The organism is Lamprobacter modestohalophilus, assembly GCF_016583905.1.
Taxonomy (GTDB): Bacteria; Pseudomonadota; Gammaproteobacteria; order Chromatiales; family Chromatiaceae; genus Lamprobacter; species Lamprobacter modestohalophilus.
In genome coordinates this window covers 49807-69217 of record NZ_NRRY01000029.1, presented here as the reverse complement: position 1 = coordinate 69217, position 19411 = coordinate 49807, and the positions used below count along the sequence as shown (strand labels likewise).

The 19411-nt window shown below is 63.4% G+C and carries 18 protein-coding genes and 1 pseudogene; 15 read left to right on the top strand and 4 right to left on the bottom strand.

Annotated features, from left to right (window positions below):
* Nucleotides 1–136 precede the first annotated feature (136 nt).
* From CKO42_RS16370 to CKO42_RS16330, 9 genes are all read left to right on the top strand, one after another.
* Nucleotides 137–2899, top strand: a complete 2763-nt coding sequence (locus CKO42_RS16370) for a DUF927 domain-containing protein (RefSeq protein ID WP_338034934.1) — start codon at nt 137–139, stop codon at nt 2897–2899.
* 299 nt (nt 2900–3198) lie between these two features.
* Nucleotides 3199–3534 carry a hypothetical protein gene (locus tag CKO42_RS16365; protein WP_200246338.1) on the top strand — a complete coding sequence of 112 codons (336 nt, stop codon included), beginning with the start codon at nt 3199–3201 and terminating at the stop codon, nt 3532–3534.
* Nucleotides 3531–3905 carry a hypothetical protein gene (locus CKO42_RS16360; protein WP_200246336.1) on the top strand — a complete coding sequence of 125 codons (375 nt, stop codon included), beginning with the start codon at nt 3531–3533 and terminating at the stop codon, nt 3903–3905. Before CKO42_RS16365 ends, CKO42_RS16360 begins: the two co-directional genes overlap by 4 nt.
* A gap of 399 nt (nt 3906–4304) precedes the next feature.
* Nucleotides 4305–4817 carry a DUF1441 family protein gene (locus CKO42_RS16355; protein WP_200246334.1) on the top strand — a complete coding sequence of 171 codons (513 nt, stop codon included), beginning with the start codon at nt 4305–4307 and terminating at the stop codon, nt 4815–4817.
* A gap of 47 nt (nt 4818–4864) precedes the next feature.
* Entirely contained in the window at nt 4865–5053 is a 189-nt protein-coding gene (locus tag CKO42_RS16350; RefSeq protein ID WP_200246332.1) for a plasmid partition protein ParG, read from the top strand.
* A 7-nt stretch (nt 5054–5060) separates the two neighbouring features.
* The gene (locus tag CKO42_RS16345) at nt 5061–5357 is read left to right on the top strand and encodes a hypothetical protein (RefSeq protein ID WP_200246330.1); all 297 of its coding nucleotides are present in this window, start codon (nt 5061–5063) and stop codon (nt 5355–5357) included.
* Nucleotides 5350–5697, top strand: a complete 348-nt coding sequence (locus CKO42_RS16340) for a hypothetical protein (RefSeq protein ID WP_200246328.1) — start codon at nt 5350–5352, stop codon at nt 5695–5697. Before CKO42_RS16345 ends, CKO42_RS16340 begins: the two co-directional genes overlap by 8 nt.
* Nucleotides 5687–6238, top strand: a complete 552-nt coding sequence (locus CKO42_RS16335; RefSeq protein WP_200246327.1) for a hypothetical protein — start codon at nt 5687–5689, stop codon at nt 6236–6238. Before CKO42_RS16340 ends, CKO42_RS16335 begins: the two co-directional genes overlap by 11 nt.
* Before the next feature lie 451 nt (nt 6239–6689).
* Nucleotides 6690–6971 (top strand): helix-turn-helix domain-containing protein, encoded by a 282-nt coding sequence (locus tag CKO42_RS16330; RefSeq protein ID WP_200246326.1) that lies wholly within the window; start codon nt 6690–6692, stop codon nt 6969–6971.
* Between the two features lie 296 nt (nt 6972–7267).
* Here the strand turns inward: CKO42_RS16330 and CKO42_RS16325 are convergent, their stop codons facing one another.
* The 4 genes from CKO42_RS16325 to CKO42_RS16310 all read right to left on the bottom strand — a co-directional run bounded on the left by CKO42_RS16325 (nt 7268) and on the right by CKO42_RS16310 (nt 11777).
* A complete protein-coding gene (locus CKO42_RS16325) occupies nt 7268–8041 on the bottom strand; it encodes an ATP-binding cassette domain-containing protein (RefSeq protein WP_200246324.1) in 774 nt (257 codons plus the stop codon).
* A gap of 30 nt (nt 8042–8071) precedes the next feature.
* The gene (locus tag CKO42_RS16320) at nt 8072–9547 is read right to left on the bottom strand and encodes a coiled-coil domain-containing protein (RefSeq protein ID WP_200246322.1); all 1476 of its coding nucleotides are present in this window, start codon (nt 9545–9547) and stop codon (nt 8072–8074) included.
* Nucleotides 9548–9631: 84 nt separating this feature from the next.
* A complete protein-coding gene (locus CKO42_RS16315; protein WP_242479442.1) occupies nt 9632–10576 on the bottom strand; it encodes a DUF6384 family protein in 945 nt (314 codons plus the stop codon).
* 28 nt (nt 10577–10604) lie between these two features.
* Nucleotides 10605–11777 (bottom strand): cell surface protein, encoded by a 1173-nt coding sequence (locus CKO42_RS16310; protein ID WP_200246320.1) that lies wholly within the window; start codon nt 11775–11777, stop codon nt 10605–10607.
* A 503-nt stretch (nt 11778–12280) separates the two neighbouring features.
* Between CKO42_RS16310 and CKO42_RS16305 the strand changes: the two genes are divergently transcribed.
* The 6 genes and pseudogenes from CKO42_RS16305 to arsJ all read left to right on the top strand — a co-directional run.
* Entirely contained in the window at nt 12281–13642 is a 1362-nt protein-coding gene (locus tag CKO42_RS16305) for a TrpB-like pyridoxal phosphate-dependent enzyme (protein WP_200246318.1), read from the top strand.
* Nucleotides 13643–13832: 190 nt separating this feature from the next.
* Entirely contained in the window at nt 13833–14936 is a 1104-nt protein-coding gene (locus tag CKO42_RS16300) for a LysM peptidoglycan-binding domain-containing protein (protein WP_200246316.1), read from the top strand.
* A gap of 175 nt (nt 14937–15111) precedes the next feature.
* Nucleotides 15112–15465, top strand: coding sequence for an ArsR/SmtB family transcription factor (locus CKO42_RS16295; RefSeq protein WP_200246314.1), 354 nt, complete (start codon nt 15112–15114; stop codon nt 15463–15465).
* Between the two features lie 131 nt (nt 15466–15596).
* Nucleotides 15597–16670, top strand: a complete 1074-nt coding sequence (gene pstS / locus CKO42_RS16290) for a phosphate ABC transporter substrate-binding protein PstS (protein WP_200246312.1) — start codon at nt 15597–15599, stop codon at nt 16668–16670.
* 151 nt (nt 16671–16821) lie between these two features.
* Nucleotides 16822–17871 (top strand): ArsJ-associated glyceraldehyde-3-phosphate dehydrogenase, encoded by a 1050-nt coding sequence (locus CKO42_RS16285; protein ID WP_200246310.1) that lies wholly within the window; start codon nt 16822–16824, stop codon nt 17869–17871.
* 13 nt (nt 17872–17884) lie between these two features.
* Nucleotides 17885–19096 (top strand): annotated as a pseudogene (gene arsJ, locus CKO42_RS16280) (organoarsenical effux MFS transporter ArsJ); the annotation flags it as partial.
* Nucleotides 19097–19411: the final 315 nt, after the last annotated feature.

Sequence of the window (19411 nt, the reverse complement as noted above, 5' to 3'; positions counted from 1 at the left end):
CGTGATGGCCCGGTCTTTGTGAGTCTCTGTCATTGGTCTGCTCCGCTACCTTGGTTGACGATGGGTTCTCATCATCGCTTATTGTGCCCGCTCGGGGTGTGTTGGAGGAGCGGGGCGGACCATTCCATTACCACTGGTGGACATCAAAGCCACCGCGCGCGAGGCCCTGAAGCGATCGGACGCGGTTATCCGCCGATGGCTGCCCAGCGGCGAGCGGCAAGGCGCCGAATGGCTGGCGCGAAACCCAACCCGAACCGACGACAACCCTGGTTCGTTTTCCGTCAATGTCGAAACCGGCGCTTGGTCGGACTTTGCCACTGACGACAAAGGCGGCGACCTGGTTAGCCTGGTTCGCTACCTGGAAGGACTCGACACCCAAGGCGCGGCGGCGCGGCGGTTGGCTGACGTTCTCGGAATCACCGACACCTTAACCACTGGCGCGCGCGTCAACGGCCACCAGCGGCCCAAGGCGGCGCCCGAGCCCGAAGCTAAGGCAATCACCGGCCCGATACCGGAAAGCGCCCTAGCAAGCCGGCCCAAGTCGCACCCGAAGCACGGCAAGCCGACTGCTGAATGGTGTTATCGCGACCGCGAAGGCCGACCGCTGTTGTTCGTCTGCCGGTTCGACCCGCGCGGTTCCCGCAAGCAATTTTCCCCCCTGACGTGGGATGGTTCCCGATGGCAACGCAAAGCACCGCCGGAACCGCGACCGCTGTACGGACTCGACCGCCTGGCAGCCAGACCCGAGGCCCCTGTTCTACTGTGCGAAGGCGAGAAAGCGGCGGACGCGGCGGCGGCGCTGGTGCCCGATGCAATCGCCATTGCCAGCATGAACGGCGCCCAATCACCCAAGAAAAGCGACTGGCGACCACTGGCCGGACGGCGCCTGATGGTCTGGCCGGACCACGACCAGCCCGGCGCCCAATATGCCCGCACCGCTGCAACCCTGGCCTATGGCGCTGGCGCGGTGTCGGTTGCCATCCTCGACCTGAAGGCATTGGCCCCCGATCTGCCGGACGGTTGGGATGCTGCCGACGCGGCGGCCGATGGCTGGACCGCTGAGCGGTTCGCGGACGCGGCCCAATGGCTGGATTTTCCCTCACCCTTTGAAAAAACCGAGGGAACCGAGGGAACCAAGGGAACCGCCAGCAATGGCGCGGCTTCCAGCGGTTCCCCCACGAAAAAAGCAAAGGGAACCGAGGGAACCGCCAGACCCAAGCCCGAGGTAGACCGGCCCGGTTTCGCGGTGCACGACCAGCGCACTGGTTACGGCCCGGCTGGCCTGTGGTGGCACGGCATCAAGGACGAAGAGGAAATTGACCAATGGATATGCTCGCCATTGCACGCGGACGCGATGACCTGCAGCGAAACGGACACCGAGCACGGTCTGCTGTTGCGGTTCCGAAACGCGGCCGGACGCTGGCGCGAATGGTCTATGCCGATGGCGCTACTGAAGGGAAGCGGCGAAGAATTGCGCGGCGAGCTGCTGGCGCTTGGCGTGCGAATCGACCCGGCAAGCCATCGCCTGTTGAACGCTTACTTAATGAGCCGCTATCCCGAGCGGCGCGTGCTGGCGGCCACCGCGACCGGCTGGCACGCGTCCGGCGCGGTGTTCGTTCTCCCGCATCGCATCATCGGAACCGGCGACGTTCGCTTTCAAAGCGAGCACGCCCAGCACGACGAATTTACCACCGCCGGAACCCTGGACGGCTGGCGCGCGGAGATTGCGGCGCGCTGTATCGGCAACCCTATGCTGACCCTTGCGGTTAGCGCGGCACTAGCCGGCCCGCTACTGGCCAAGGTGCACCGCACCAGCGGCGGCTTTCACCTGGTTGGCGATTCCAGTACCGGCAAAAGCACGGCGCTCGCGGCTGGCGCGTCGGTCTGGGGAGGCGGCGGCTTCGTCCGCACCTGGCGCGCGACAAGCAACGGACTCGAAGGTATCGCGGCGGCGCTGAATGATACGGCCCTGATTCTCGATGAAATCAGCGAGGCGGACCCGCGCGAGCTCGGCGCGGTTATCTATGCCATCGGCAACGGCACCGGCAAGAGCCGCGCCAGTCGAAGCGGCGGCGCCCGATCGGTGCGGCGCTGGCGCGTCATGCTGCTATCAAGCGGCGAGCGCACTATCGGCGCAACCATGATTGAAGGCGGCAAGCGCGCTAAGGCCGGACAAGAGGCCCGCCTGTTGGATATTCCTTGTTCACGGCGCTATGGCCTGTTCGATGACTTGCGCGGCATGGCAAACGGTCGCGCGCTATCGGACGCTATCCGCACGGCGGCGGCCGTCAACTATGGCCATTCCGGCCCGGCATTCGTGGAGCGACTGATTACCGACGATAGCGGCGACCTTAGCGAACTGCTGGCGGCCATCCAAAGCCGCGACGCGTTCGCGTCCGGTTCCAGTCTCGAAGGTCGCGCGGCTGGCGCCTTTGCCCTAGCGGCACTGGCCGGCGAGCTGGCCACCAGCTACGGCATCACCGGCTGGCCCGAGGATGAGGCCATCAAGGCGGCGGAACTGGCCTATCAGGCATGGCGAGAGCATCGCGGCAAGGGACACACCGAAACCCGGCAAATCCTCGAAGCGGTCGAAGACTTCATTGCCAAGCACGGCGACGCGCGGTTTTCGCATGTGCTGGCCGGCGAGAGCGGCCCGATGATTCGTGATCGAGCCGGTTGGTATCGCGACGAAGGCGAAGCCGAGAGCAGCAATCGCGTCTATCTATTCACCCCTGGAGGTCTGCGCGAAGCCGCAACCGGCTTTGACTTCAAGCGCGTTCTCGGCGCCCTGGACGCGTCCGGCTGGATTGCCGAGCGCGACGAAAGCCGGCGCTCGAAGAAAACCAAGATACAAGGACGCTCGCAAAACCTGTATGCCATCGCACCGAGGGATGAATGATGAGCATCGCGGCGCTGGCGCAACGGCTGAAGAGCCGCCCGGTTCCCCCGGTTCCCTCAAGGGAACCACTAGAGGGAACCGGAAAACCCCTTGCAAATCATAACGGTTCCCTAGGTTCCCCCGGTTCCCCTAAAAATATCAACAAGACGGAGGGAACCGAGAGAGAAGAGACACCAATAACCCAGCAAACTATAGGGAATAAGCCCCAACGGCGGACTATTCAAATCGCAGATTTAGAGGGAACCCGGGAACCCATAAACACCCTGTCGGATACCCACAAAGCGGCTGTTTGCGCCTGGTTGGATGCCATCATCGAAACCGACCCGACCGCGCGCGCCGAATACCTGAAGGTCTGCGCCAGCAATCCAAGCGCCCTGGCCTGGACCCTTGCCGAGCTGGCCAAGCTGCCGGCACAGAGCCCGCAAGCCGGCAACCGATCGCACCACCAGACACCAACGCCCAAGGTCTGCTGTCGCGACTGCCGGCACTTCGTCGCAAGCAGCACAAGCCCAGCGGCTGGACTTGGACGCTGCTCCATCAACGCCCCCGCAAGCAACCGCGCGCCAGCCCTTTGGCCTGCGGCGCTCCATCACTGCCGCGACTGGCGGCCTATCACTGAAGGTGACACACCATGACTCAAGCACTCAGCACCCTCGACAACACCCTACCGGCCGAGGTCACTATCGACCCCGACCGACTCGACCGACTGCGCAAGAAAGCCGAGCTAACCCGAACCATTACCGTCTGGAAGCCCGAGCCCGGCGACACACTCGAAGGCGCTATTGTCGGAAGCCGCAAGGAATCCGGACCGTTCGGCCCGCAGCATCAAGCGCTGATTCAAACGCCTGACGGTTCCGTGGTCGCGGTCTGGTTGACCGCCTGGCTGTTGGAGCGGTTGCGCGCGGAGGATGCCGAGATAGGTTCGCTGGTGGCCCTGACCTTTCACGGACAGGAAACCACGAAGACCGGCAAGCGCTACAACCGAATGACCGTGGTGGTCGCATAGGAGCCAAGCGATGAAAGCCGCTACAAAGCAACAGACCGCCGAGCGCCAAGCGCGCATCAACAAGGCAATGGCTGATATGGATCGACTCGCCGCAGCTCGCAGAGCGCGCACTGGCCGCACTCCGCCGAGGTGGCAGGTTCGAGAGCCGCAGCGTCCGGCGATGGGTTGGCGGCTGGCCGCTTGAAACACCAAAAACAATCAAGTATTTGGTTGAACAATAGCCGTTGCCCGCGCTGCAAAAAATGACCCAAGGTATTCGACCCCGGAAGAACCTAAGTATTTGATTCTAAAGACTTTACTGGTCCTTGCTGGCACCCCTCAAGACCCGACGGTTTGGAGTTCGGTCCCCCAGCAATAAATCCCGCCTATGGGTTCCACCACCACTGATAGGTTTTATCTATGCAAGCCCAACTGTGGACAATCTCAGGGCTCAGCGCAGAGCTGGGCATCGACCGCCGCACCCTGGCAAAGCGCCTGGCTGATCTCGAGCCGGCTGATCTCGACAAGCGCACCAACGGCGCAAAAATCCGGCGCTACAAGCTGGCCGATGTTTTCCATCACATGCTCGCCGCAGCAAGACCCAAGGCAACGCCCCTCGACCCCTCCGCACCTGGTGGCATTGATCCTGAGACCCTGCCCCCGCGCGACCGCCTAGCCTGGCACCAAGGCGAAGCCCAGCGCCGCAAGAACGACCTCGAAGCCGGACAGCTCTACGAGCGCGCGCCAACGCTGGAGCTTTTCGCTACAGCCGTGGCTACGTTCGCAGAGCAGACGCGGGCCATCCCCGACATCCTAGAGCGCCGCGCTGGTCTGACCCCGCGCCAAGCAGAGCAAGCCGCAGACGAGATCGACACCCAGCTCGAGCAGCTCAAGGCCCGTCTACTCGATCAGTTCGCGCATCCCGCATCCTGAAAAAAAGCCTTTTCGCATTGTGAAAAAGTGTAATAGTATAGCGTTACATGAACACTCAGCCTGAAACCCGCGCTCGCGCGAATCTGCCGATCGACCGCGAGCTGCATCGCAGATTCAAGGCCGCTTGCGCTATGCGTGGATTGCCCATGAGCGCGGTCGCCGCTGCGGCCATTGAGCAGGAATTGACGCGCCTGGATCGTTTGATTCCGCGCCGCCGCGACAGCGAGAGCGCCTGATATGCCGTTGACCATCACCCAACCGGATCACGGCAGCGACCTCGAGCAGCAAGCCGCGGGGCTGTATCGGCAGCAATTCGACAAGATCACCGACCGCGCCGAGCAGATTCGCCGCGAGCGCAGCAAGACCACCGAGGCCCCCATGCCAAGCCAGAACCCCCAATCAGCCGAGATTCGCGCGGCCGTGCTCGCAGAGCGCAAGCGGCTGTCTGATGAGCATCGCAAGAACGCCAAAGACCCCTGGCAAGCCATCATCGCTAAGAACAATGCGCGCCAGACCGGCCCTGGAGTCACTAATGCCTGAATACACGATCGACCAAAACCGGCTGTATGACGTTCTCGATTCAGCACAAACAGCATCCTCGACCATGAGCGGCATCCGATCCGAGATCGAAGCGCTGCGCGGCGAGATCAACCAACTGTCCGTCGGCATCGAAGCCAGCCGGACCGGCACCCTAGGGCAAGAGGCTAATCCGCAGTCGCTCCGCGTTCTGCAAGGGCGCAAAGAGCAGTTGCGGCGCCTTCAGTCTCGGCAGTCTGAGGGTCATCAAGCGCTGATGCCGCGCATTGAGCTCGGCCGCAGAGCAGTGGAGTACGCCCGGAAAAAGGGCATGGCCGCGGAGGTGGCCGGCTATGTCTACTAAATCAGCCGTCGCAAAGCTCGACAAGACCCGATCAGCAATCCTTGCAGCGCAAGAAGCGCTCGCCAGCCTGCCAGACAGGCCGCTGCCGCATGACGAAGCGATTGCGCGGGCACATGATCTGGTCGACAGCCAAGCCCGCGACTTTCAAGGCGCCTATCGAGCGAGCGCCTTCGTGCAACCGCGCATCACCGAGGCCGCGCGCAATTTTCTCAACGTCGCCACCGTCACCAGTCAAGGCCCACAAGGGGCAGCGCTCACCGCTGGCTTGCTGGCCTGGCTGCACGGTGATGCGATCAAGGCCAAGCTGAAAGCCGAGATCGAAGCTATGGAGCTGGCCGACGCCCTACCGCTGACCCAACGCGAGCCAGAGCGTCAACGCCTGCAAGCGCAGATCGAAGCGCTCGAGATCGAAGAAGAACGACTGCTCCGCGAGCTCGAAGCCGCCGGCGAGCAGGTAGAGCGCAGAGCAGATGCCTCGATCGAGATCATCCTTGCGCCTGATGCTGAACTGTCCGGCGAGCCGATGGAGAAAGCCGCGTGATTCTCGCAATGCACCGACCGAACGCATCACGGCTGGCTGTTCCCGCTGGGCAGCCATTCACCCGTTACGGCGTAACGATCACCGCGCCCGAGGTGGACCTGCACCGCACCCGAGCACGATCACAGGCCGAGCTGATTGCGATCCTCGAAGCCGTGGCGAGAGTCCGGCGCTCGGTGTCGGCTGCGACAGCCTGAAGATTTCGCTCGCAGTGGCTTTGCCGCTGACTGCGAGCGATAGGGAGGGATCAGTAGCAGCACTCCAACTGCTGCTGATTTCGGCTTACCGACGCTGGCCGGTTCCCAAAGCCAGCACCCTTTTAGCGCCGTCGCCTCGCTCAAAAGGTGGCAAGGGACTGGGGAGCAGCGTCCATCGGAAGCTCCGCTTTGTCACTGTCTGCCGGCGCAGTGTCCCGCCGCCGGCATCCCCTTCACCCCGAGGGCACCATGCACCCATGCCAGCATCCGAGGCCCTCGATCCGATCCATGATGCCGCCCTGGCAATGATCGCCGCCGGCGCTGATGAGGCCCTGGTGCGTAGAGCTCTAAAGCCGGTTCGCGCTCGCTGGCAGGGTGCCTGCTATATCCGTTCCAGCGATCCGGCGACCGATAGCGAGATTATTCAACGCCTCGAGCAAGGGCAGCACCCGCGGGAGATCGCGCGCGCGCTCGGCAAGCATCGATCAACGGTCAGTCGCCGCCGCAGTCGCTGGCTGAATGAGCGCGGCCCTCGCTAAGTATCCCCATGGCGGACATTAAGCACTGTAGCCATTGACTACAGTCAACAGAATCAGCGACTTGTAAAAGGTAGTCCGGAGCTACCTTTAGCGGTCTGGACAACGCCAGACGGCCCCAGCGATGCAGGAAACCCTGCAACGGCCAGTCAACGGCTTAGCAAGCGTCGAAAGTCGCGCGAAACTCTGCCGCGTGGTGACTTTATGGTGACTCAAAAGGCAGCGGCCTAACCCAGATTGAGGCTAAGCCGCTGTTTTTATTGGTGCGCCCTGCAGGGTTCGAACCTGCGACCACCTGATTAAAAGACAGGCGCGCTCAGGCCTTGACTCACCTCCATCAACACCCGCTGCGGCTCGCGCTGGGCATTGACGAACTCGGCGACGAAAGGCTCGGCTGGCGATTGCAGCAAGGCTTGAGCCGAACCCTGCTGGACGATGCGCCCAGCGCGCAATAACACCAGCTGATCGCCGAAGAATACCGCTTCGGCCAGATCATGAGTCACCATCAGCACGGTCTTGTGCAGGCGCTGGAAGATCGCTGCCAGCTCGCGCTGCAGCTCGACCCGGATCATTGGGTCCAGGGCGCCGAGCGGCTCGTCGAGCAGGATCAGATCCGGGTCCAGCATCAGCGCGCGCATCAGCGCTGCACGCTGACGCTGACCACCGGAGAGTTCGAGCGGAAAGCGGTCCAACAGCGTAGCTGGCAGCTGCACCAGCTCGGCCAGCTCCGCAAGCCGCTCGCGCCGCTTGGATGTCGGCCAGCCAAGCTCGCGCGCCATCAGCTCAACATTTGCACGAACGCTCAAATGCGGAAACAGCCCACCTTCCTGGATCATGTAGCCCATGCGCAGGCGCGCCGCGCGCAGGTTCTCGGCGCCGAGCGGGGCGCCCTCGAACCAGACCTCGCCGGCATCGGCGCGGATCAGTCCGGCCGCAAGCCGCAGCAGGGTCGACTTGCCGCAGCCGCTAGGGCCAATCAAGACGGTGGTGGCAGCTTCAGCGCAGTCGAGATCGATGCCGTCGAGCGCGAGCTGGCCGCCATAGCCTTTGGAGACGCCGATATAGCTCAGCATTTAACGTTGCTCAGCATTCAGCCCTGGCCCTTAAAAACCACCACCAGTGCGGAAGCCACCGCCACCAAAGCCGCCACCGGTGCCAAATCCGCCACCACCGAAGCCGCCTTGACTGGATGCGCCTCGCGAGCGACCAGACGAGCGCCCGATTGATCCCGGATGAGGACGTCCGCCCCATGGCGAGCCGCGGCGATAACCGCCAGAGCCGAAATCAGGATCAGTGCGCGGCGGCCGATAGCGATACTGTTCCTCGAGCCCGCGCAACAGCCCCTTCTGGTCCAGCAGGCCCTTGGCGAAGTTGGCCAGCATCATCGCTACCAGCGCCTTGTCCTCGAATTGCGAGCCTGGGCGGTCCATCCGGCGCTTGCGCATCGCTTGCTGGACCTGCATCAACTCCCGCAGCCGCCCTTGCTGCTTGCTGCGCGCGGCCTCGGTCTGCTCGCGCATGAACGCCAGCCGGCGCTCCTCGCGCTCAAGCTCGATCAAGGTCGCGACCAACTGGTCGTCCTCGCGCATCGGCGTGACACGCGCGGCACGCTCGAGCTCGACCAACTCGCTGGCGCCCAAGGCCTCCGCCAAGCGCTCGACCGCCGCCCGGCTCTGCCCATCCTGGCCGGTGGCAAAGAGCGCCCGCTGCTCGATCAGCTCGTCCAAACGCAATTCCTCCTGATCGATACGCTGGTCGATCGCATCAACCGCCTCCTGCTCGCGATCCCGCGCCTCCTCTAGGGCCGGGATGCCGTCAGCCGCGCGGGCGGCCTCGTCCAGGGCAGACAGGGCATCGATCTCGGCCTCGGCACGCTCCTGCATCTGCTCGGCATGGGTGCGCAAGCGTGGGGCAATCTCCAGCAGACGCTGGTAGGACAGGCGCGCATCGGTATAACCGACCAGCCGCGCAACCTTGCCATCGAGCCGGGCCGTCAAGCCCCGCCCGCGATAGGTCTCACCGCCATAGTCGCGTTGCCAGAGATACATGAACAGCGGATCGGCCTGATAGGCGCTGGTCTTGCTCGCCTGCTCCTGCTCGCGCTCGCTGGCCTTCTCGGCCGCGTACAGGGCGATGCGCTCGGCCTCTTGCGTCTGCTCCAACTGCGCCTGATAGTCAGCGTCGGCGGCGAGGCGCGTCTGGGTCTCCGCTTCGGCGCGATCCAAGGCATCGGCCGCCGACTGCAATCGCTCCAATTGCGCACTGCGGGCCTGCTCCAGGGCGTCGAGCCCGGCCTGCACATCGATGATCTCCTGCTCCAGTGCCGCGGACGCGGCGTCTCGCTCCTCGAGCAGCCGCGCCGCCTCCACTTCCGCAGCGTCTAAAGCGCCGCTGGCATCGCTTCCGAGGAGCTCGACGCGTATCCGCGCTAACGCCTTCAGCTGCTCGGCGCGCTCGTGCAGCAAGGCCTGCTCCTGACTGCGCAGCTCGGCAAGACGCGCGTCCAGCGCATCGAGCGCCTGCTGCTGGCCCTGAGCGGCCTGACTGACCTCAGCAATCGCATGTTGGCCGCTGATCATCGATCTCCCCACTGCAGCTGTTCAAGGAAGGGTGGACCGGTGTCGATCTGCTTTCGATGCTGACCTGGCGCTGGATGCATGCTGCTACCACTCCGTGATCGCCGCACCGCTGGCCGGTACGCGGTAGTCCGGCTCCAGCGCGCCTGGCGCCTTGCTGCCAAGGAGATCGTCCTGGATGATGCCATCGTCTTGTTTATCCGCCGCCACACGCTCGAAGGTCTTTTGATCGACCCGCAGCCCCCAGCGCTCGACCCGCTCGATCTTGCCGGTCTCTTCATTGCGCACCGGCACCGGAATCGGTCGCCCGCCGGCCCCGATCGCCTCGACGATCAGATAATAGTTGCGCGTATCAGGATTGGCCTCCGGGATGCGCCAGACACCGCTGCGCACACCGGGCTGATTCACCACCCGAAGCTGATAGCCCACCGCCAGCTGATCGCGCAGTTGTTCGAGCTGGATGAGCTGATCGCGGGCGCGCCCTGTCTCGCCCTCTCTGAGCGCTTGCTGGGCCGCAGCCAGAAGCTGATCGGCCTGCGCATCCACCGTCTGCGATCGCGCCAGCTCGCGCACCTGAGCATGGCGTTCCTCAAGATCGCCAGGCAAGGCCTGGCGCGGCATGACGACCAACAGGTACCAAGCCACAAACAGGAGCAACAGCAGTGCTAACCCACCCAGCAGCCACTTGCCCCAGGTGCTGCGGCTGACATAGATCCGCGCCAAGGTAACGGCAAAGGACGGCGCCGGCGGCTGATAGACGAAGCGATCCTCGCGCAGCGCCCGCACGCCTTCAGCAAGCACGGCCTCGCTGACCTCGATACCTTGCGCCTGATACACCCGCTTCAGCCGCGCCTTTAAGGCCGCCTCGCGCTGGCCGCTGTCGAGTTCCTGCTCGACCAAACGCTGCTGGCGGCGAAGCGTGTCGACAACGTCCATCGCCAGCATCATGTCATCGAGCGGAGCCGTCACGGCTGCCGCTCCCATCCCGCTGTGCTCGGGGCTCTGACTCTGTTTATCGCTCTGCTTTGGCATCCCAAGTGCGTCCTGCTCCAATCAGGAGCTATGCCACCAAGCCATGCCCCTGCTCGGCCAGCCGCGCCATGCGCCGCTTGCCATCCTCGACCGCGTCGCGGATCTCCTCGGCGTTGCGGGTCGCGGCGATGCGCATCTCCTCGATGATCTCGCGCGAATGGGTCTGGTAGTTGACCACTGAGTCGACCAGCTTCTTCACCGATTCAGCCCGGATCGTCGGCCCATAGCCGGCCTTGATCGCCTCCTCTTGAACCTTACCGCCGATATCCGCCAGCACTTCAAGAGACTGGCTGATCCCGTCTTTCATCGCATTGACCGTCTCAGTGGTCTCGGCGAGGCCGAACATGCCCGTGAACGAGGCACTGAGGGCGGTCAGCACGGTCTCGTTGGTGGTGAAGAAGCTGATCGCCTGCTGATAGAGCCGCTCCTTGGCATTGGTGGTCTGCAGCAACCGCGCCATCACCACCTCGGAGGTGTTGTAGGAGACGGTCAGGTTGTCAGAGAGATCCTTGGCAATCTGATACCGCTTGTCGACATTCTGCAGCGCCCGCACCTGCTCATCGCGGGCCATCTCCAGCCGGGCGCGTGCCGCCGCATCCTCGCCAGTGAAGGCCTCGATCTGCTGCATTGCCTGGTCGACCTCAGCACGCGCCGCCTCCAGCGCTGCTTCTGCCTTCTTCAGCACCTCCAGTGCGAGGACCTCGGATGATTTGAGCGCGCCGCGGAAATCCTGATAGGCCTCCAGGATGCGCTGCTCGCGCTGGATCTGTTCGTTGGTGCTTTCCGTGACCTCCAGGTAGCTGGCCTTGATCTTATCGAAACGCTTCGGGATGTCTCCACGCGTCACCCGCATCCACACATTGGCCGCGCGCTCAAAGGTATCGAGCTGACCATCCTCGAGCTGATCGACCATCATCTTGGCATCGTGACGGATGCTGTTGAAGGCGTTGGTGATCTCCTCGAAGCGGTTGCCAACCTCCATCGCCTGCACCTGCTGACGGACCACGGTGTTGAAGGTCGAGGCCTGGCCCAACGTGCGGGCAATGGCGGTCACCCGCTCCTCATCGAGCACGGCGATGGCCTCCAGTAACGGGATCATCGGATCATCAGCGCTGCGCTGCTTGCTGGGCAGTAGGCCCATCTCATGCAGGGTATTCATCGCTTTATCCAGGTGCTGCATCGGGGCTGCGGTGGTGCTCATGGCGGGTCCTCTTAACGCGCGTGCTACCGAATAAGGGTGTCGTAGGCAATCAACAGGGAATCATCAGGGAGTCATCAGGAGGGGGCTCAGTCGCCCCAGACAAACAAGCCGCAAGGTCTACCGGTCAGCTTACCACCTGTTCGCTTGCACCAATCAGCTTGCTACCCGTTAGCCGGTGACAGTAACCCCAAGCTCGGACGTCTACAAGCAATGGTCGACGATCAAGGTCGACGATCAAGGCCGACGACCAAAGAGTTGCGCAAGCGCCCTTCAGCCAACACCGATAACCTGGCAAACTTGCCGACGCCGCAAGCACTGGCCAGCGATCGCCAGTATCGATGGCGGCGAACGTGCCATAGCACCAATAGCCATTCACCCTGACTGCCGGCCGACTGCCGGATTTGACGAACAGATAGCGCTAGCGTTCTAGCGTTCTGGCCTGCCTCGGCCGGCGATCAGGTAGAACGGCCACAAAATACGACTGGGGAAACTGAGAAACGATCATGTCCGACAGCGTCAAGTACCTGCTCGACGAAGAGCACCTGCCCAAGTTCTGGTACAACATCAACGCCGACCTACCCGAGCCGATGGCGCCCGTGCTCCACCCCGGCACCAAAACGCCCATCACGCCCGATGACCTCGCCCCGATCTTCCCGCGCGCCGTGATCGAGCAGGAGATGAGCACCGAGCGTGAGGTTGAGATCCCCAAGCCGGTCCGTGACGTCTACCGGCAATGGCGCCCATCACCGATGTTCCGGGCCCGCAGACTCGAGCAAGCGCTCGATACCCCAGCTCGCATCTATTACAAATATGAGGGCGTCAGCCCAGCCGGCTCGCACAAGCCGAACACCGCGATTCCACAAGCCTTCTACAACAAGATCGAAGGTGTGAAGCGAATCACCACCGAGACCGGCGCCGGTCAATGGGGCTCGTCACTGGCGCTGGCCGGCACCTTCTTCGATCTCGAGATCGTCGTCTTCATGGTCAAGGTCAGCTTCAACCATAAGCCTTACCGCCGCGCCTACATGGAGACCCTCGGCGCCGAGTGCATCGCCAGCCCAAGTGACCGCACCCAGTCCGGGCGTGCCATCCTCGCCGAGCATCCAGACAGTACCGGCAGTCTCGGTATCGCCATCAGTGAGGCCGTCGAGCTGGCGGTACAACGCGATGACACGCGCTATGCGCTGGGCAGCGTGCTCAACCATGTGCTGCTGCATCAAACCGTCACCGGACTTGAGTCGATCGAGCAGATGCAGATGGCCGACGACTACCCGGACATGGTCATCGGCTGCACCGGCGGCGGCAGCAACTTCGCCGGCATCGCCTTCCCCTTCCTGCACCAGGCCATGCGCGACGACCTGAAGACCGAGTTCATCGCCGTCGAGCCCTCAGCCTGCCCGACCCTGACCAAGGGCGCCTTCGCCTACGACTTCGGCGACACCGCGCATCTAACCCCGCTGGTGAAGATGTACACGCTCGGCTCAACCTTCGTGCCACCCGGCTTCCATGCCGGCGGGCTGCGTTATCACGGCATGGCGCCACAGATCAGCCATCTGGCCAAGCTGGGCTTGATCAAGCCACGCTCCTACAATCAGCTCGAGTGTTTCGACGCTGGCATCCGTTTCGCCAAGGCCGAGGGTATCTTGCCGGCCCCGGAGGCCAACCACGCCGTGCGCGCCGCCATCCACGAGGCCGAGAAATGCCGTGAGTCCGGAGAGTCGAAGGCGATCCTGTTCAACCTCTGCGGACACGGACACTTCGACATGCAGGCCTATATGGACTACAAAGACGGTAAGCTCGACGACCTGAGCTATGACGAAGGCGAGATGGCGATGGCCCTGGCGGGATTACCCGGCGGCTGTTAGTGGCGTCGATCCGCCGCGCCCCGACTCCATTCATGGCGCAGGCTCATGGCGCAGGCGGGCCCTGACCGCAATCTGCCGGTTGAAACCTTCCTCTTCAGGGGCATAATGCCGCACGGGAGAGGTCTAACCTCTTTCGTGCCATGTCGCCCGACTTGGTCGGGCCTGGATTCAAGCCGCCGCGGAGATTGCGATGCCGACCCCCTCTGCAAACCAGCTATCGAGTCAACAATGGTTAGCGCGGCAGCACCGCGCTAGCCGCTGGTTGGCGCTGAGCGCAAGCGGACTCCTGCTCGGCGCGGCCATTGTGCTGGCGGACGACGAGGCCAGACCAACTACCTCCCCTGCGGACACAGCGCCGCAAGCAAGCCCCGAAGACGCTGGGCAGCAGGCTTGGAACGAGCGCCCCGGCCCGCAACGACAACCCATCAGCCCGTCCGAGCAAGCTCGGCCCAAGGCTAAGCTCGAACGGGTGCAGGAGGCCTCCCAGCAAACCCAAGCGCAGGTCGCAACACTGCAGTCGCAGCTCACGGCCGTCGAAGCCGAAAAGGCGCGGCTGAGCCTGCAGCTCGACCTACTGAACCGCAAACAGGCAGACCTTGAAGCCCAAGCCCGCGAGCTAGAACGCGTTCAGCAGCAGCTTCGCCACAGCCAGACCGCCGCCGAGCGCGCCGAGATCGAAGCCGCAGCGCTCCGAACCGAGATTCAACAGCTCAGGCAACAGCGTGAGCTCGCAACGCAGAAGCACACAGCACAGCTCACCGCGGCGGAGCTACGACTGCGAGAGCATAAGGACCGGCTCGGAGGCGTAGACGCCCGCATTCAGAGTCTCGAGCAACAGCTCGCTCAACGCGAAGCGCAAATCGCACGCTTAGAGGCCGCGGATACTCGACGCGCTGAAGCAAAGCAGCAGCTCGAAGACCGTATCGCCGAGCTACGCGCGCGTCTGCCTGCGCCGGAAGGCGGCACGCTGACGGCCGCCCAGGCCCAGACGCAAGCGAGGCGAGACGCCGAAGTTCTCGCGCGCCTCATCCGCGAAGGCCAAGGGGTGCAAAACCCGCAGCTTTGGCAGCAGATTCAAGAAACGGAAAACGCCCTGCATCGCAGCCAATACCTCCTCGCCCGTGCCCAAGGTGACCGCACCGTCTATCGGGTGCGTCCAGGCGACTCGCTCGCACGCATCAGCGCCATGTTCTACGGCGACGAGGAGACCTGGACGCGTCTCTTCGAGGCCAATCGTCACCTGCTCGATGATCCGGCTCCGATCCCACCGGGTCTGACCTTGGTGATTCCCTGAACCCATAGGATAGACAGACTGTTCCTCAGCCATTCGCCCTCGATCGGCATCCTCTTAGCCATGAGTGCCGATGTAGCCGCTGCCCGCAACCGCTGCAAAGCGAGGAACTAGTGAAGCCTGAGCAGCGCTTCACGCCGCTCTGCGACTTGGATAGATCATCTCCGACAGGGACCACATGAGCATCGATCCCAGTGCCTTCTATGGCGCCCTCGCCCACCCGACTCGGCTACGCACCCTGATGCTGCTCGGACGCTATTCCGAGCTCTGTGTCTGTGAGCTGACCTATGCCATCGGGGTGAGTCAACCTCACATCTCCCGCCACCTTGCGCAGCTTCGCGAGCAGGGGCTGGTGACCGATCGACGCGCCAGCACCTGGATCTACTACCGGATCAATCCTGCCCTTCCCGACTGGGCCAAGACCGTGCTACACGAGACGCAAACCGGCCTCCAATCCAGTCAACCCTTCATCGACGACACCACCGCATTAAGCACAATGCCAAATCGCCCAGACGCACCCCGCTGCGCCTAAACTCACCACTCACCACTCACCACTCACCAAGCGACCTGTCATCATTCCGTAAACATTTGGTCATCCATATATTCGAGTAACGCTATAGACTAGGCCGACCGCTGAGATCCACCTGCACCCCGGAGACCAGAATGCGCCTGCCTGTTCCATTCGCGATCACTGCCTCGGTATCTGTTCTTTGCGTCTCCCTGCTCGGCGGCTGCCAGCCGCAACAGGGTGATGACACCGCCGACCAGCCTTTAACGACGACCAGCGCTGACGCGATCACCGCCGCCGGCTCCTCATTCGCGGCCCCGATGTTCAACCAATGGCTCCAGGTCTACGGCACTGAGCATTCAGACCTGAGCCTAAGCTACGACTCGATCGGCAGCGGCGCCGGCATCGAGCGCTTCCTCGCCGGCAGCGTCGATATTGGCGCCACCGATGCGCCCTTGCGCGGCGATGAGGACAAGCAGTTTGAAGGCCACTTCGCGCAACTACCCATCACCGGCGGCATGATCGCCATCGCCTACAACCTGCCGGGCGTGCAGGGGCCGATCAATCTGCCGCGCGATGTCTACGCCGACATCTTCCTCGGCAAGGCCTTCCGCTGGGATGATCCACGCCTGATCGCCGCCAACCCTGGAATCAACCTGCCGCCGAAGCTGATCCAGGTCGTCGGCCGCCGCGATTCGAGCGGCACCACCTTTGCCTTCACGAACCATCTCGCCGCGATTAACAAGGACTGGGCCGCCGGCCCTGGTGTGAGCAAACAGATCGACTGGCCGGGCGGCGCCATGGAAGCGCGTGGCAACGAAGGCGTCGCACAGCGAATCAAGGTCACCGAGGGCTCCATCGGCTACGTCGAGGCCGGTTTCGCGCAGCGCCTCGGCCTCTCACTCGCCTGGCTGGAGAACCAAGCCGGTGGTTACGTACAGCCCAACGTCGAAACCGGGCGCCGCGGCCTCGCCGATGGCTCTGACAGCCCCCCAAGCGCTCTGACCCGCACCATCCCTGACCCGCAGGGCGCTCGATCCTACCCGATCGTCACCTACACCTGGGCGTTGGTCCGCGATGCCTACGAGCCCGCCGACAAGACCGCGAAGGTGCACGACCTGATCCGTTGGACGCTGACCGAAGGCCAGCAATACGCCGAGTCATTACGCTACGTGCCGCTGCCAGAGAATCTCGTTCAAGCAGCCCTTGCCGAGCTGGATAGCCTCTAGCAAACGCCTCACGAGACGACTCACCTAACACTCATGGCGCGGCGCCACTCCGGAAAATGAATCGCTTGAGATTCACGTTAACGCTCATGGCGCGGCGCCACCCCGAAAAATGAATCGCATGAGATTCACCTTATCTCCCGGAGGATGACTCTTGATCACCCGCATCGGCATCAACGGCTTCGGCCGTATGGGTAGGCTGGCACTGCGCGCAGCCATCGACCGCAAGGCAAAGGCAGCCACCAAGCACCAGCACCCAGGCCACAACCTGGAATTCATCCGCATCAACGAGATTGCTTGCGACGCTGCCGGCTCAGCCCATCTGTTGCAATTCGACTCGGTCCATGGCCGCTGGAGCCAGGATTGCCGCAGCAGCCAAACCGGCAACGCCGAACAGATCAGCATCGACGGGCAAACGCTCGCCTACAGCCAGCACAAAACCATCGCCGAGGGCGACTGGTCGGACTGCGACATCGTCATCGAGGCCACCGGCAAACACCACAAACAGCCCGAGCTGCTGCAGGGTTACCTCGATCAAGGCGTCAAGAAGGTCCTCGTCGCCGCACCGACCAAGGGCGCACTCGACATCGTCTACGGCGTTAACCACGATCGCTACGACCCCGCCGCGCACCCGATCGTCACCGCCGCCTCCTGCACCACCAACTGCCTCGCGCCCGTGGTCAAGGTCATGCACGAGCAGGTCGGCATCCGCCACGGCTGCATGACCACCATCCACAACATCACCAACACCCAGCGCATCGTCGATCTCGGCCACAAAGACCCGCGCCGCGCCCGCGCCTGCGGCCAATCGCTGATCCCGACCACCACCGGCAGCGCCAAGGCCATCACCAAGATCTTCCCGGAGCTTGAAGGCAAGCTCAACGGCCACGCCGTGCGCGTCCCGCTGCTCAACGCCTCGCTCACCGACTTCGTCTTCGAGGCCGCGCGCAAGGTCACCGCCGAAGAGATCAACAGCCTGCTCAAGAGCGCCGCCGAGGGTCCGCTCACCGGCATCCTCGGCTACGAAGAGCGCCCGCTGGTCTCGGTCGATTATCTGAATGATCCGCGCTCCTCGATCATCGACGCCCTCTCCACCATGGTCATCAACGACACCCAGGTGAAGATTTACGCCTGGTACGACAATGAGTGGGGCTACGTGAATCGAATGATTGACATCGCCGAGATGCTCGCCGAGTCCCTCTAGCGGCAGGGTGCGCATGGACAAGAACACCCGCAACTACCTCACGGTCACCGCCGGCTACTGGGCCTTCACCATCACCGACGGCGCCATCCGCATGCTGGTGGTGCTCTACTTCCACCAGCTCGGCTACTCGCCGTTCGAGGTGGCGATGCTATTCCTCTTCTACGAGGTCTTCGGCATCATCACCAACCTGGTCGGCGGCTGGCTCGGATCGCGCATCGGGCTCAATCTCACCATGCACATAGGCATGGGCCTGCAGGTCATCGCGCTAATGATGCTCACGGTGCCCGATGCCTGGCTCGGCGTCGTCTACGTGATGGCCGCTCAAGCGCTGTCCGGCATCGCCAAGGATCTGAACAAGATGTCGGCCAAGGCCACGGTCAAGACCCTGACTGGCGACGGTCCAGCAGGCGAGTCCAAGCTGTTCAAGTATGTCGCTGTCCTGACCGGCTCCAAGAATGCACTCAAGGGCGCGGGCTTCTTCGTCGGTGCCGCACTGCTGCAAGGGTTTGGTTTTCGCAACGCGTTGTTCATCCTCGCTGGCGGGCTGTTCCTAGTGATGGTCATCACCATCGCACTGCTGCCCTCGGGTGTCGGCAAGCTGAAGGAAAAGGCCAAATTCACCCAGGTCTTCTCCAACACGCCGGCGATCAACTGGCTCTCAGCGGCGCGCTTCTTCCTGTTCGGCGCCCGCGATGTCTGGTTCGTCGTCGCGCTGCCGGTCTACCTGTATTCGGTGCTGAACTGGGAATACACCGCGGTTGGCGCCTTTCTTGCGCTCTGGGTGATCGGCTACGGCTTCGTCCAGGCCGGCGCCCCAGCGCTGATTCGGCCGAACAAGCAGGGGCACGGACCAAGCGGACGAACCGCGCTCCTCGGCGCCTTGCTGCTGGCAGTAGTCCCGGCTGGCATCGCCCTCGCGTTGAGCGAGGGACCAGCACTGGCCTGGGAGCCGGCACCAATCCTGATCGTCGGGCTGATCCTCTTCGGCATCGTCTTTGCCATCAACTCCGCCGTCCACTCTTACCTGATCCTGGCCTATGCCGATGCCGACAAGGTCGCCCTCAATGTCGGCTTCTACTACATGGCCAATGCCGGCGGCCGACTCGCCGGCACCGTGCTCTCGGGTCTGATCTATCAGATTCAGGGGCTTGAAGGCTGCCTCTGGTGGTCAACGGGCTTTGTGCTCGCTGCCGCACTGCTCTCGCTCTGGCTGCCGCGCACGCCCCAAGCCACGCTACTCAAGGCCGTCGCTCAACAGCCTGGACAGATCCAGGTCAACGGAGTCGTCGAGCCGACCCGGCGCGCCGAGCTCTACGCACCGATGGCCGGGCGGCTCCAAGCCTGCTCGGTGCGCGAGGGTGATCCGGTCCATGCAGGTCAACGGCTGCTCAGCATCGTCCCGACCGCCGATGAGCTGGCCGAGCACCCGATCGAAGCCCCCTGGGACGGTCGTATCGCGCGTTTGCATGCGCGTGTCGAAGGGCGGGAGATCGCGGCGCAGACGCTGCTGGTCGAGCTCTTCGATCCAGACAGCCTGGTG